This is a genomic window from Ureibacillus endophyticus (assembly GCF_024159215.1).
Classification (GTDB): domain Bacteria; phylum Bacillota; class Bacilli; order Bacillales_A; family Planococcaceae; genus Ureibacillus; species Ureibacillus endophyticus.
The window spans coordinates 3109707-3123492 of record NZ_JAMYWW010000001.1 but is presented as its reverse complement, the minus strand read 5'-3'; the positions used below and the strand labels follow the sequence as shown (position 1 = coordinate 3123492).

Sequence of the window (13786 nt, the reverse complement as noted above, 5' to 3'; positions counted from 1 at the left end):
CTTTATGTATAATAAACTTTATAAAAACGTGTATTTCACATAACAAAACGAGGTGTGTCCTTTGAAATTCACAAAAGTAAAAACAAAAAAAAAATATGAAGAAGTTTGTGAAATACTTCATGAAAAAATCCGAGCAGGTGAATTAAAACCCGGTGATCGTTTAGATTCGGTTGAATACTTAGCAGAACAATTGCAAGTAAGTAGGTCCGCTGTGCGTGAAGCATTAGCGTCTTTAAAAGCGATGGGCCTCATTGAAATTAAGCAGGGCTCTGGTACATTCGTGAAGGAAGTCTCTGAACAAATACTAGAATTTCCTCTTTCTACTTCAATCCTTGCACATAGAGAGAACGTCCCTCATTTATTAGAACTACGTAAGATAATTGAGGTTGGTACGGTTGTTAGCGCCGCAAGAAATCGTACACAGGAAGATATTGAACGTTTAAAAGAAATTCTTGAAAAAATGAAAACTGTTCAGGGCGATGAAGAACTTGGTGAAAAGGTCGACTTTGAATTTCATATGGCAATTGCCGCTGCTTCTCATAACCCACTAATCCCAACTTTACTCGATCAGGTTTCTGGTCTTACGATTGATTTAATGAGAGAGACGCGTAGAATCTGGTTATATTCAAAGCAAACAACGGCTGAACAGCTTTATGATGAACATATGCAAATTTTTTTAGCAATTAAACAGCAAAACCCTGAACTTGCGGAACTTGCAATGTACACCCATTTAAGTAATGTGGAAAAAATTCTAATGAAATATTTTGATGGAACAAAGTAAAAGAATAAGTCTGTGAAATAAGAAAAACGCCATTTTGTACACGGATGCAAAGTGGCGTTTTGTATGTATTGAACAACTTTCCCTATCACAATATCCAAACTTTTGAGGAAAAATTTATCGCGAATGGACATATATTTTAATAGAAAGAATTTAGTAAAGTTTTGATTTTGCTAGAGAGTAATGAGCTATTATTAATATTAAATTTTCAAAAAATATAGTGAAATTTTGAAAAACATGTTACGATTAAGTCATCAGATGACCGGTTGAATGTCGAGGTAATGTTGAGGGGGATTTAGATGAAAGTTACATTATTTGCTACATGCCTTGTCGATATGTTTCAAGGTAACGTTGGGAAAGCAACTGTTGAACTTCTCGAGAGACTTGGTTGCGAAATAGATTTCCCAACATCTCAAGTATGCTGTGGTCAACCAGCTTATAATAGCGGCTATGTTGAAGAATCAAAAGGTTCTATGAAAAATATGATCAAAGCATTTGAAGATGCGGAGTACGTTGTTACACCATCTGGCTCATGTGCTTATATGTTTAAAGAGTATCCACATATTTTTAAAGGTGATGCTGAGTGGGAACACAAAGCTCAAAAGTTAGCGGATAAAACATACGAATTAACGGATTTTATTGTAAACGTTTTAAAAATAGATAATGTTGGTGCTCGTTTAGAAGGAAAGGCAACTTATCATACTTCTTGCCATATGACGCGTTTACTGGGTGTAAAAGACGCACCTATTAAACTTTTAAAAAATGTAGAAGGATTAGAATACGTTGAGCTACCTGGTAAAGAACGTTGCTGTGGTTTCGGCGGTACATTCTCTGTCAAAATGGGCAATATTTCTGGCCAAATGGTAGATGAAAAAGTATGTAATGTTGAAGAAACAGAAGCAGATATTTTAATCGGGGCAGATGCAGGTTGCTTGATAAATATCGGTGGACGTATTAATCGTACTGGTAAACCTATTCGTGTCATGCATATTGCGGAAGTATTAAATAGTCGCTAAGGGGGGATTTATAATGGCTATGAAAACGAGTGATGAGCAATTTAAAAATCGGGTTGCGAATAACTTAAATGATACATTTATGCGGGGAGCTGTATCCGCAGCACAAGGTAGATTCCAAACACGCCGCCAAGCACAAGTAGATGAATTAGGAAACTGGGAAGAATGGCGCGCACACGGAGAGGAAATTCGAAAGCACGTACTTGAAAATCTGGATGCATATCTTTACGAATTAAGTGAAAACGTTGTCAAGCGTGGTGGGCATGTGTTTTTCGCACAAACGGCTGAAGAAGCATCAGAATATGTGAAAAACATTGCCTTACAAAAACAGGCGAGAAAGATCGTAAAAGCAAAATCAATGGTGACTGAGGAAATTCATTTAAATGCAGCGTTAGAAGATGCAGGCTGTGAAGTAATTGAAACGGACCTTGGTGAGTACATTTTACAATTAAATGATCACGAGCCACCTTCACACATTATCGTGCCTCCGCTACATAAAAATCGTCAACAAATTCGTGAAATCTTTTCTAAGAAAATCGGCTACGAAAAATCTGAACAGCCAGAAGAAATGGCACTTTACGTTCGCGAAAAACTACGCCAAGAGTATTTAACAGCTGATATTGGTATTACTGGCTGTAACTTTGCGATAGCTGAAAGTGGGACAGTGACCCTTGTAACGAATGAAGGAAATGCAGACCTTGTTACTGCATTACCTAAAACGCAAATTGCAGTCATGGGGATGGAGCGTATTGTTCCTACATTTGAAGAAATGGAAGTGTTAGTAAGTTTATTAACACGTAGCGCTGTTGGGCAAAAACTAACAAGCTATATCACGATGCTAACTGGTGTTAAAGGTGAAGGCGAAACAGACGGGCCAGAAGAATTTCATCTAGTAATCGTTGATAATGGGCGTTCAAAAATTTTGGGCACGGAATTCCAATCCATTTTACAATGTATTCGTTGTGCTGCTTGTGTAAATGCTTGTCCTGTTTATCGCCACGTTGGTGGACATAGCTACGGTTCAATTTATTCAGGTCCGATTGGGGCTGTATTAACACCGTTACTTGGTGGTTACGATGATTTCAAAGAATTACCGTATGCGTCTACTCTTTGTGGAGCTTGTACAGAAGTATGTCCGGTAAAGATTCCATTACACGAATTGCTGCATAAGCATCGACAAAAGATTGTAGAACAAGAAGGAAAAGCACCTATTTCTGAACGTTTACTAATGAAAGCATTTGGTTTTGGTGCATCAACTTCACCACTCTTTAATGTGGCTACAAAGGTCGCTTCACCAATCATGTCTCCTTTTGTAAAAGACGACAAAATCACTAATGGACCTGGCCCATTAAAAGCATGGACTGAAGAGCGCGACTTCCCAGCTCCAAATAAAGAAAGCTTCCGTAACTGGCTTAAACAACGTCAGAAAGGGGATCAATCATGACAATTCAAAATCGAGATCAATTTTTAAATACAATTGCAAATAGTCTTGGTCGCCCTGTCCGAACTAAAGTGGAGCGTCCAGCATGGAAATACTTGCCTCAACATGAAGTATTAAAAGATGCTTCACAAGATGAGCTTGTAGAAGTATTAAAAAAGCAATGTCAAAACATTCATACCGTATGTTTAGAAACAACTACGGCTAACTTAGCGAATACACTGCATCAGGTTGTAACAGATTTTGGTGGGAAATCCGTTGTAGCTTGGAAGGATGAACGCTTCCAGAAATATGGCTTATCTCAATTAATGGAGTTTTGGCCTGAAAGCGGGATTGAGTTTTACGAATGGGACGAGAAAAATCCTGAGGAAAATATTCGCCAAGCAGAAAAAGCGAATATTGGCATTACGATTAGTGAAATAACATTAGCCGAATCTGCTTCAGCTGTTCTATATAGCCACCCGAATCGTGGACGTACGATGAATTTCTTACCAGAGAAATCGATTGTACTTATTCCAAAAAGTTCAATCGTTCCTCGTATGACCCAAGCAGCACGCCAAATTCATAATCAAATCGAGCAAGGCGAACAGGTACCTTCTTGTATTTTATTTATGTCCGGTCCAAGTAACTCGGCTGATATAGAAATGGTACTAATTGTTGGTGTACACGGTCCAGTAAAAGCAACTTATATTATTATAGAAGATCAATAAAATATTGTTCCTAGTTATGACATTACTAATGACCCCCATTAGTAGTTGTATATAAAGAAATATCAAACTGGTTTCGACTAGTTTGATATTTTTTTTTAATGTCTTATTAAACTAAAGTAACGGTTAATTTAAAGTAACATGTTTACTTTTTATTTTCTAAATCGTTTATTCTCTTTTCAAGTTCTTTTACTTTATTAGCATTACCGAGTGCTGTAGTAAAAGCTACAATCCCAAAAATGAATCCAATAAGTCCGAAAGTTTCCATACAATTTTCCACTCCTCAACTTGTGTATAGAAATAGCCTAAGTTATTTGTTTAGAAATCTCATCTGTTTATAATATGTTTTCAAACTAATAAAACTTTCTTAACAATTCCTGCTTCGTGATCTTAAGAAAAGTCAACCTAAGTGTATCATAGGTTCCTATTTTTTCCCTTTTAGATGTTACCGTAGATATTTACCAACTCTATTTTAGGTGACTTTTATAGAACATTTGCAAAAGGGATTTGTTCTTTTTGTATTGAATTAATAATTGAAGCAAGTAATGGTTTTCTACATAGAAAAAGAGGAGATACATATCAATGAGCAATGGAATTAATGAACAAGAATTAAATAAGATTTTATCAAAAGAAAAGATTTTAGCATGCACGATAATGATGAATGGATCTCGTGTGTTTGAATACTTAAAAAATAAAAAAATAGAAGATAAGCAACACAAAATCTATTCCTGTACAAAAACAATCCTTTCATTATTAGTTGGCATTGCATTTGAAAAAGGGTACTTACATAATCTTCACCAACCAATTCAAGAATATTTTTCAAAAGAACTACAAGCACAAAACGATAAAAGAAAAAACGACATTACACTATATCACCTATTAACCATGTCACCAGGTTTACATTTTCCAGAGTGGGAAGAATGGGACGGTTTTGCGCCAATGGTTCAAGGCGGGGATATTATAAAGTTTACTTTAGATAGAGAACTCATTTTGCCTCCTGGAGAAAAAATGAACTATAATTCAGGATGCTCCCATTTGATTACTGCAATATTGCAGCAAGTTACGGGAGAAACAGCATTACAATTTGCCCAAAAACACTTATTTAAGCCTTTAAATATTAGCAATGTGGAATGGTATAAGGATAATAAAGGTATTTATAAAGGTGCAGATGGTTTAAGGCTAACGATAGCGGATATGGAAAAACTTTGCTTGCTAATGCTACAAAAAGGGCAATGGAAGGGAACTCAAATTGTATCCGAAAAGTGGATTGAACAAGCGATATCGCCACACTATTCTACATATAAGCACATTGGTGAGTATGGTTTGCACTGGTGGACCTCAAAAATTAATCCTACTTTAGACGATGATTCAGATTCCAATCGTTTTCATTTTGGATTAGGTGGTAGTGTAAAAACTTCTATGAAAAACTGAAAATCACAAAGTATTAGGCTCAAAATTACTCTTCGAACGAGATGACAATCGCTCTTGACAAACATTCCGAAAAGGTTGCGCCTTGTTTTTGAGGGCGAAGAGGAAAAAGTAGGCACACTAAATAACCCTCGCCAAATACCAATTTTAACCTTTTCTCCATTCGGTTTGTCAAGAGTTCGCTACGCCGATTGTCTCTGTATGCTGTTGTTTGAGGGCTCTGCTAAAAAAAGTAGGCTGGGGTTATTTCGTTAACTTCAATTGTGCCAGTTCAATCAGTTTTGTCCAGCGTGCCGGCATATGTGGCATCTGGTCCAGCTCTGGAATCATGACCGGCACACGTTTTTCTAGCTTCGCATGCGGTCGAAGGAAGTTGAAGTACGCCACAAACATTGTCACAAATGAAACAGAGCCTTTTTCGGAACCAAAGCCTGTTGTTGCACGATAATGCCCTTTAAATGTACGGTTTAGACGTTCGATAATTTGTTTCAACCAACGATATTCGGCTGACACTGGATCTTCGTTCGTTAAGCCTATCACTTGTGTCACATCAAACCAAATATTATGTTGAGCGAAGAAGTGTTGTGCTAGTAAGTAAATAGGATTGCCATCCACGATTAAATTAAGGTTTTCGGGAATCTCCTTCAACTTCTGTAACACATCATCGATTGCTTTAATGGCAGACAATGTATCGCGATTGGGCGAAACACGGTAAGAGAGAATAACCTTTTTCACCGCATCAAAGAAAAAGAATAAGTAATGCCATTTCCCATTAACCCGAATATACGTTTCATCGCCACAAATTTGATCGGACAGTTCATAAGGATAATGGTCAACGAAGGGTTTCATCAAGATGGAGACACTATTCACGTAATTTAAAATCGTTTGATGTGAAATTGAAACATTATGTATGTCTTGCATAATCGCTGCTGTTTTCCGTGCTGAAATCCCATAATTCACATGGTATGTCAATATCAATCCAAGTGTATGAGATGAAGTATGAATCCGTGATAAATCTACACGTGGTTTTACCGGTGATGATGGTGATAACGGTTGATAATCAAACAAAAATTCACGGTAAATATAGCGAACTTTAAACGCTTGTGAATCTTGTTTAAAACGAGCTTTCTCTTCCTTACTCATTCGACCGATATTCGATAGATAAAAAGAACACTGGTTATTTTTACATTTCCAAATGTGAAAGTCCTTTCGTTCCTTAATTTTCTCTAAGGTCTTCATACAGTGAGGACACCGAAAAGTGGCTTCTTTTTGATAGCGATTTTGGTGATTAAATAGGCAATCACAAACCTTACAACGATATTGTCCGTTTTCCCCATTATTCGCATACAAATACGAAGAAGGTGCACCACACTTAGGACAACAGAGGTTTTCAGGTACTTTTGATTTGGAATTGGCATGTCGTCTTACGGGCTTTAATTCTTTGCCATGTTCATGGAAGTAGGCCATTAGTAAATCCTGAAAGGATGCCTTTTCAGGTTGAAAAAGAATGGGTAACTCATCAACTTGTAACTTTCGGTATTCTTTGTTAATTGGCTGTTCCGGACGCACACTTCCAACAGCTTTACCAAATAATAACACCATTAAATTTTTAATTATTTGTTCTTGGTACTTGATAAATTCGATTAAATACGCTAATAATTGAGGGTACAAACTTGTCACTTCCTTTTTGGGTAGTTTTGTGTGTGGTAACCTCAACTAACACCAAAATTCAGGGGGTGGCAAGTTTTTTTGCGTAAAAGACTATAAAACCAACGATTATTAGCGATTTATATATATAAGTTTTGACAATACGGATTAGGTTTTGGGGGGCAATATATGATTATTGTCCCTAAATTTAATTTATCGGTTATTTTCATTAGTGAACTGTATAAAGAACCGTTAAACCCATTAAATATCTTTAAATCAAAAATACTTGAACATTTTATTCATAATGAAGAATTGAAAACAGGAAATTAATATAGAGAGGTTTTTTATGATAAAAGATTTATTGATTCTCAAACCTACAAAGGAAGATTTAACACCTGCATACTATGTTTTCGAAGCATCAATTAAGGATGCTTTTGAGAAAGAAGGAATTGGCGATTTAAAAGAAGATATATTATATGAAATCGAGGATAAAAAATCTTTGCTCAAGAACTCTGTTGAAAATAAAGATTCTGGTTTTTACTTTTTAGTAGCAAAAAGTGGTGACAAGGTAATTGGAACGATCTCTTTTGGACCATGTGGAAGTGAAATAAAAAAATGCACAAATAACCAGCTCGATACAATAGGGGAGCTAGGAAGCTTATACATATTACCCGAGTATCAAGGCAAAGGTATAGGTTCTGTGTTGATTCATTCGATGTTAAAGTTTGTTTATAGCTTAGGAATTAAAGAATTTTGTTTAGATAGTGGATACAAACGAGCTCAAGAAAAATGGATAAGAAAATTTGGCGAGCCTTATAAAATCGCAAAAGATTACTGGGGAAAAGACTCTGACCATATGGTATGGCTATGTAATGTAATTGATTATGTTTAATGAGACATTATATAAGATTTCTACTATTGATTAATAATATAAGAAACTAAAACTAATTAGGCAAAGGAAAAGGGAATGATGCCAAACATTACTACAACAAGTAGATGATGTGTGGTATTTTTATTTATCAAAAAAACTAAAGCATTAAAGAAGGAAGTCATTTCACCTATTTTTTTGAGTTCAAAATTAATAATAATCTTTTTGAAATAGTAAAAAAATGAGTATTAACTTAACTCTATAAAACATACATGCTCTGGACATAATAATGTATAAATGTGGTAGGATTATTTAACTATAAAACTAATTGCTAAAAATATTTTAGTTATATCGAAAGTAGGTTAAATGTAATATATTTTGCATTTGATAATAGAATTTTTTTATTTTGAGAAATAACTATCAAATTCATAAAAAATCAGAAAATAAAATGTGGCATGAAATTTATTCTATAATAGTAATAATTTGAAGATGCTAAATGGTAACTTAATTGGAGGAGAATTGTCTCATGGATAATGTACATTTTTCATTTAATATACAAAAGGTACATAAGTTAAACTTAAAAATTACATGCTTCATGGTAGCTTTAATTGTAATTCCATTAATCGTTTCTCGTGGATTTGGTGAATCGAAAATGTATATTATTGCAGGTCTTAGTGTTTTAGGGTGTGCATTCTTAAATTATTTTTTAAAGCTACCTGATATGGTAAAGGCAGTTTTGTTTTCAGCATTACCCGGAGCAGTAACATATGCGTTATTCTTTTTGGATGGATTTGCATTAAATAAGCACTATTTTATGTTCATTTCGATTGTGATGGCAGCAATCTATTTTAATAGGAAAATATTAATTACATATGGTATTTTGATACAGTTTTTTGTTGTGTCCCTTTATATAATAGCACCGGATAAATTATTAGGGGAAAACAATACTTTCATTATTTTCATAATACAGTTTTTCGTATATAACGGAATTCTTTATATGTTAAATAAATTAAATCAATGGGGTGGCGAATTAGTTTCCGATTCACAAGAGCGTGAGCAAGAATCAAACAGGCTACTTCAAGAAGCAAAGCAATTAGTACATAAGATTGAACAAAGTGCTCATACGTTAGGTGCAGAAACGGATGATGTAAAGGCTACTTCTAATTCATTATCGGCTGTAAGTGAAACCATTTTAAAATCAACTCAACAAATCGCACAGTCTATTCAAAATGAGACAGATTCCATTTTGATGATGAATAATGTGATGCATGATTCCAAATCTGAACTTTCGGAGACAGTTAACTTATCGCAAGAGGCAATGCAGCTTTCTCAGCAAGTAAATGAGGAGATTTCGAAAAGTGCGCAAAAAGTAGACCAAGTAACAAAGCAAATGGATGAATTAAGTAATTCAATGAATTTGACGGTTAGTACGATGGATGATTTACAAAATAGCTTACAAAGGGTTAATGAATTTCTCGGCAGTATAAAAAATATTGCGGATCAAACAAATTTATTGGCATTAAATGCTGCTATTGAAGCAGCCCGTGCAGGTGAGCATGGAAAAGGCTTTGCGGTAGTTGCAGAAGAAGTACGAAAGCTAGCAGAGGAAAGTGCTGTTACGGCTTCTAAAATTACAGAAGTAACCTCACAACTTTTTGATAAATCATCGACAGCACAAGCACAGTCTATGCGTGGTCAAACAACAGCAATCGAAGGTCAAGAGTTATTACAAGAAATTGCGACTGTTTTTAATCATGTCAAAGCATCGAGTGATATTTCAAATACAAATATGAAGCAAAGTGTAATCGCAATTGAAAAGGTAAGTAGTCAGTTCACTCATTTGTTAAATGAAATTGATTTGCTATCAGCAGTATCGCAGCAAAACAGTGCGGAAACGGAAGAAATTGTTTCTTCTATCTATGAGGAAAATAAATTGTTAGAGGCAATTGATAAAGCAACCGGTAAACTTCAAACATTAAACCATGAGCTCATTTCCTTAACTGAATAGTCAGTTCATAAGAACAACATTTCATATTATTTGGAATGTTGTTTTTTTTTGCAACTAGTGCTCATAAGTTTCACAGGAAAGATTATAAAAAGGCTGTCCAGTAAGTTAAACTTTACTGGACAGCCATCTATTAAGGAAAATGCTTGCTCCTGCGGTGGTTAACACCATCCTAGTTGCAAAGGAGTGTCTCAAAACAAGGTTTCAGACACTCCCTTCCTCTGTCATTGCTGAATTTGTTATTCTTTTTTCTTCAGCTTTTCTTACGATAAAGATACTTACTTCATATAAGCCAATCATCGGGATTAAAATCAATAATTGACTAATAAAGTCAGGCGGTGTGATTAGAGCCGATACAACAGCCATTATGATATAGGACCATTTTCGAACATTCTTCATCGTTTTAGACGTTAAAAGATCTATCGATGAGAGAAATAAAGCGACGATTGGTAATTCAAAAAGTAACCCAATTGGTACAGTTGTCATAATGAGAAATTGAATATAGTCAGTGGCTGTAATTAACATATTAAAATTCATTTCACCAAGACCAATAAGAAAATGATAACTCATTGGGTTTACGACAAAATAACCAAATGTAAGACCAACTAGGAAAAGAAGGAACATTATAGGTGAATAAAGACCGATAAATTTCTGCTCTTTTTCATAAAGGCCTGGCTTTGCGAATTGCCATAAAAAATTACAAATAAAAGGCAGTGATAAACCAAATGCTAATGTCGCAGAAATCAAAGTATATGACTTAATTACTTCTAACGGTCCCAATATGACTAGTTTATGCCCCTTCGTAATCAATGGAAACCAAAAATTGATGGTAGAAAAGACGACGATAAATAGAATAATAAATGTAATCGCGCTTTTGATTAGTTGCTTTCTTAAATCGAAAATATGTTCATACCAAGACTCTATGTTTCCAGATTTGGTTTTCTCATTTTCTTCGGATTCTATTTGCTCTATTAATTGTACTGATTCCTTCGATTCTCGTATTTCCTCAATCTCTTTACTGGATTCCTGCTTCTTTTTTTTATCCAAAGGACTCAAGTTGTTATAGCCATAAGGATCCATCTAAATCACCTACGATGCCTCATCGGATTTCTTAATTTCCCTTAAGGCAGGCTTTTTTCCATCCTCTTCATCGTCCATAATTTCACGAGCAGATTTTTTGAATTCGGATAATGTTTTCCCTACTGCACCTCCGATTTCAGGAAGTTTCTTAGGACCAAACACAATTAGGACAATCACTAAAATAATGATTAATCCAGGAACACCAATTGCTCCTATACCACCCATACCAATTCCTCCTTTTATGAAGCTAGACTACCGCCTGCTTTACTGTAATTAATGATTCCTTCTGCACAGCGGTATGCAAGTGCACCAACAGTTCCAGTTGGGTTGTAGCCTCCGTTATGTGCGAAGTTCCCAGCACCGACTACGAACAAGTTATCAGCATCCCAGTGCTGTAGATAAGTATTAACCACGCTAGTTGCAGGGTCTTTGCCCATTATTGTTCCGCCTGTATTATGTGTTGTTTGATAAGGAACAATGTCATAATCAGTTAATGGATTTGATGCAGCAATGATTTCCGCACCCATTTCCTTCATAATCTCTGCTGATCTCTCGGAAAGATACTTATGAAGAGCACGATCTTGATCCGTAAAGTTATAAGTTAATTGTAATAATGGAACGCCATAAGCATCTTTATATTTTGGGTCAAGGGACATATAGTTTTCTTTATGTGGCATAGATGCACCTTGTCCACCAATGCTTAATGTTCTTGTGTAATAGTGAATCGATGCCTTTTTAAACTCTGCACCCCAGGCAGGCGTATCTGGAGGAACAGGGTTAAATGCAATTGGTCGCATACCTGTCTGAGTTAAGGAAAGGCTAGCACCATGGATGAAGTCAAGGTTTGAATGATCAAAGGAATCCCCATTAAAGTCATCGATTGTCATTCCTAATGCTCCAGCTCCCATAAAGGTATTGAATTGTTCTTCAAAGAACCCAGATGCGCCAGGTAGTATTTGATAGCAATAATTTTTTCCAAGCGTTCCGCGTCCTGTTTCCGGATCGTATTGCTCACCGATATTTGATACCATTAATAACTTTGCATTATTTAGTACATAGGAAGTCAGTACAACTACTTCCGCAGGTTGGATAAATTCTTCGCCAGTTACAGTATCAAAGAATCGTACCCCAGTAACTTTGTTTCCTTTTTTTAATACCTCGACAACATTAGAGTGGTAACGAATATCATAATTTCCTGTTTTCAGAGCAGTTGGTATAACTGTTATTTCAGCAGAAGATTTTGCTCCATACTCGCATCCAAATCTTTCACAAAAGCCGCAGTACTGGCAAGCGGCAATCGCTGAACCATCGGGATTTGTATACGGTTCTGAAAGGTTAGCCGATGGTAGCATAAATGGATGATAACCAAGATTTTTTGCTGCTGTTTCAAACCTTTCAAGGATAGGTGTTTTTTTCATAGGTGGCGTTGGAAAAGGTTCAGATCGTTTTCCCCAAAATGGATTGTTATCTTCACCTGAAATACCTGCTATATATTCAAATTTATTGAAATAAGGTTCCAGTTCATCGTATGTGATTCCCCAGTCTTGTAGCAGGTAGTCTTTCCCCAGCTTATTGGATCCGTATTTTTCATCCGTCATCGATTTAATTTCAAAATCGTACGGCAGGAATCGCCAGTTTTGACCATTCCAGTGAGTACCAGCACCTCCCAAGCCTTCTCCCAAAAGGAAGGAACCCATCATACGCATTGGGAGCGCATTCATTTTTCGGTGATTTCGGAATGTAATCGTTTCTTTTGATAAGTCCTGGAATAATTCATATCGGATTGCATAGCGATATTCATCATGAGCCATTGAATAATCTATTGTACTACGTTCTGAACCCCGCTCTAATCCTCGTACTTTTAAACCTGCTTTTGCACATTCTGCTGCCACAATGCCGCCTGTCCAGCCAACACCAACAGTGACAACATCGACTTTTTCTAATGTAGTAGCCATTTTGTTACCCCCTTATCTATGAATGAGACATACTGCTAATTGATTGTGGTTCATATTTAACAAATTCTTTACTTTCGATTTCTTTCGCATAACTAAATTGATGACCAGGGAACCCTTTCATTTTCCAACCTTCCATATTCTTGTTGCCATTGTAGATTGGATCACAATATGCTCCTTCAAGTGTGGCTTGACGTAGTAATGTAAAGAAGAAGCTAGAAGTGACTGCCATCATTGCTACTTCACCTTTTTGGAAGGCTGTTAATATTTCATCCATCTGTTCTGGTTCTAACTCCACAAACCCCTTCTGATATCTTGATTGGGCTTCCTCTTCTAATTTAGCAATTCCTTGATCAAAGATTTCAGCTCGAGTAAGCCTACTTTGATATCCTTGTGTAACGGCACCATCTTCAAACGGACCTTGCATATATTCCTTGGCATTCATCCCATAGGCTCCCGCTAATTGGTTGTCTATGAAGTATGGCACACCTAGTCCTATTGCTCCTGGTCCTAATTCATCCTCTGGTAAAATTCGCTCAGTTGCTTGAGCTAATATATTAAAACTTGCCATGGTTTTAAAGAATTTAAGGCCAACATTTAGTTCATGATTTTGTCCTTGATGGTTATTTCCGGTTTTGTTTTCTTTACCTGGACTTTTGTTGACGTTGTAGCCAACAAGACCACCAATAATTCCTCCACCAATTAATGTACCTGTTGCAATACCGGTAGTTTTCAAAAACTCCCTACGTGAAACACCTTGCTTTTTACTATCCAAGTATAATCCTCCTCTGAAGTTAAAAAATACCTTAAGTCGAGTATTGTTATTTTTTTACGAAATTAAACAATAGATAGAAAATAATTTTTAACATG

Annotated in this window: 14 protein-coding genes; 8 read left to right on the top strand and 6 right to left on the bottom strand. The window is 35.9% G+C overall.

Annotated features, from left to right (window positions below; all coding sequences use genetic code 11):
• The first annotated feature begins 61 nt into the window (after positions 1–61).
• From NKR20_RS15480 to NKR20_RS15465, 4 genes are all read left to right on the top strand, one after another.
• Positions 62–781 (top strand): FadR/GntR family transcriptional regulator, encoded by a 720-nt coding sequence (locus NKR20_RS15480; RefSeq protein ID WP_121214618.1) that lies wholly within the window; start codon positions 62–64, stop codon positions 779–781.
• A 296-nt stretch (positions 782–1077) separates the two neighbouring features.
• Positions 1078–1794, top strand: a complete 717-nt coding sequence (locus NKR20_RS15475; protein ID WP_121214617.1) for a (Fe-S)-binding protein — start codon at positions 1078–1080, stop codon at positions 1792–1794.
• Between the two features lie 13 nt (positions 1795–1807).
• Entirely contained in the window at positions 1808–3235 is a 1428-nt protein-coding gene (locus tag NKR20_RS15470; protein ID WP_253427397.1) for a LutB/LldF family L-lactate oxidation iron-sulfur protein, read from the top strand.
• Positions 3232–3939: a LutC/YkgG family protein gene (locus NKR20_RS15465; RefSeq protein ID WP_253427390.1), complete on the top strand. Its 708-nt coding sequence runs from the start codon at positions 3232–3234 to the stop codon at positions 3937–3939. Before NKR20_RS15470 ends, NKR20_RS15465 begins: the two co-directional genes overlap by 4 nt.
• Before the next feature lie 142 nt (positions 3940–4081).
• On the opposite strand, the gene NKR20_RS19470 is transcribed toward NKR20_RS15465, so the two are convergent.
• The gene (locus NKR20_RS19470; RefSeq protein ID WP_301285945.1) at positions 4082–4204 is read right to left on the bottom strand and encodes a hypothetical protein; all 123 of its coding nucleotides are present in this window, start codon (positions 4202–4204) and stop codon (positions 4082–4084) included.
• Positions 4205–4518: 314 nt separating this feature from the next.
• Here NKR20_RS19470 and NKR20_RS15460 point away from each other — a divergent pair, with 314 nt between their 5' ends.
• Positions 4519–5367, top strand: a complete 849-nt coding sequence (locus tag NKR20_RS15460; RefSeq protein ID WP_253427388.1) for a serine hydrolase domain-containing protein — start codon at positions 4519–4521, stop codon at positions 5365–5367.
• A gap of 240 nt (positions 5368–5607) precedes the next feature.
• Here NKR20_RS15460 and NKR20_RS15455 read toward each other — a convergent pair whose 3' ends face one another.
• Entirely contained in the window at positions 5608–7035 is a 1428-nt protein-coding gene (locus tag NKR20_RS15455) for a DDE-type integrase/transposase/recombinase (protein WP_253428162.1), read from the bottom strand.
• Between the two features lie 165 nt (positions 7036–7200).
• Here NKR20_RS15455 and NKR20_RS15450 point away from each other — a divergent pair, with 165 nt between their 5' ends.
• From NKR20_RS15450 to NKR20_RS15440, 3 genes are all read left to right on the top strand, one after another.
• Positions 7201–7341 carry a hypothetical protein gene (locus NKR20_RS15450; RefSeq protein WP_253427386.1) on the top strand — a complete coding sequence of 47 codons (141 nt, stop codon included), beginning with the start codon at positions 7201–7203 and terminating at the stop codon, positions 7339–7341.
• Positions 7342–7357: 16 nt separating this feature from the next.
• Entirely contained in the window at positions 7358–7903 is a 546-nt protein-coding gene (locus tag NKR20_RS15445; RefSeq protein WP_253427384.1) for a GNAT family N-acetyltransferase, read from the top strand.
• Positions 7904–8405: 502 nt separating this feature from the next.
• The gene (locus NKR20_RS15440; protein WP_253427382.1) at positions 8406–9887 is read left to right on the top strand and encodes a methyl-accepting chemotaxis protein; all 1482 of its coding nucleotides are present in this window, start codon (positions 8406–8408) and stop codon (positions 9885–9887) included.
• A gap of 201 nt (positions 9888–10088) precedes the next feature.
• Here NKR20_RS15440 and tatC read toward each other — a convergent pair whose 3' ends face one another.
• The 4 genes from tatC to NKR20_RS15420 are packed head-to-tail and all read right to left on the bottom strand — an operon-like array spanning position 10089 to position 13691.
• Positions 10089–10964 (bottom strand): twin-arginine translocase subunit TatC, encoded by an 876-nt coding sequence (tatC, locus tag NKR20_RS15435; RefSeq protein WP_253427380.1) that lies wholly within the window; start codon positions 10962–10964, stop codon positions 10089–10091.
• Between the two features lie 9 nt (positions 10965–10973).
• Entirely contained in the window at positions 10974–11189 is a 216-nt protein-coding gene (tatA, locus tag NKR20_RS15430; RefSeq protein ID WP_121215942.1) for a twin-arginine translocase TatA/TatE family subunit, read from the bottom strand.
• 14 nt (positions 11190–11203) lie between these two features.
• A complete protein-coding gene (locus NKR20_RS15425; protein ID WP_121215943.1) occupies positions 11204–12919 on the bottom strand; it encodes a GMC family oxidoreductase in 1716 nt (571 codons plus the stop codon).
• Positions 12920–12935: 16 nt separating this feature from the next.
• The gene (locus NKR20_RS15420; RefSeq protein ID WP_121215944.1) at positions 12936–13691 is read right to left on the bottom strand and encodes a gluconate 2-dehydrogenase subunit 3 family protein; all 756 of its coding nucleotides are present in this window, start codon (positions 13689–13691) and stop codon (positions 12936–12938) included.
• Between the last annotated feature and the right edge of the window lie 95 nt (positions 13692–13786).